Raw genomic sequence first — 725 nt, 5'->3', positions numbered from 1 at the left:
GTCGAAGCCCTGCTCTCGTTTGTCGATGGAACGTGCACCGGCTTCGCAGCGTCGATGTATGGCCGGCGACTGCGGCAGGAAGTACAGGATGGATGTACCAAACGAGCGAGAGGATTGCCTGCCCACCTACAGGCTATTGGCCGGGTCATTTTGGATGAGCCGGACCATCGCGGACTTAGTCGCAGCCTTACGATACTACGAGGTCACATCACATCCAAGACGCCAGGGTTCATCAACGTCTCGATCGATCTGAAAAGCGAGTTCCAAGACGCCGTTAAGCTGGGTGGATACCCCGCCGCCGCCGAGGGGCTCGTCGAGATCACGAGGCGAAGGACTTTTTCCCATCTTCAACCTCCTGCGAGGTGCATAAGCACTATCCACAAAGCGAAAGGACTTGAGTGCGACAACGCACTGATCATGATGTGCGACAAGCAATCATTCGCGGACACTGACTACAAACGACGCTTGCTGTATGTCGGCTTGAGCAGAGCGATGAAGAACTTGACCCTGGTGGTTTGCCGTGACAAGCCCAGTCCACTCTTCATCCTCTAAGCCCATCGGGTCCGTCTACTCCTTTTCGGGGGGTGTCTTTCCTCTTCCCTTCGACGGTCCTGAGAGCGGCCGCTGTCGGGAAGAATGACGTAGTCGAGATCCTCCAAGAAAGGCTTCGACATGTTGAAGGTCACGTTCAGAGAGTGGTAGCCAAATTCCTCATAGTGCGATGG

1 protein-coding gene is annotated in these 725 nt (G+C 55.4%); it reads left to right on the top strand.

The window, feature by feature from the left end; translation table 11 throughout:
* Nucleotides 1–552: ATP-binding domain-containing protein (locus AC1D35_RS36635; RefSeq protein ID WP_477942968.1), on the top strand; the 552-nt coding region annotated here is incomplete at its 5' end.
* Nucleotides 553–725 lie beyond the last annotated feature (173 nt).

It is taken from the genome of Rhizobium sp. P1_E6 (assembly GCF_056405875.1).
Note: the sequence above shows the minus strand (reverse complement) of the source record. Positions and strands in the feature narration are given on the sequence as shown.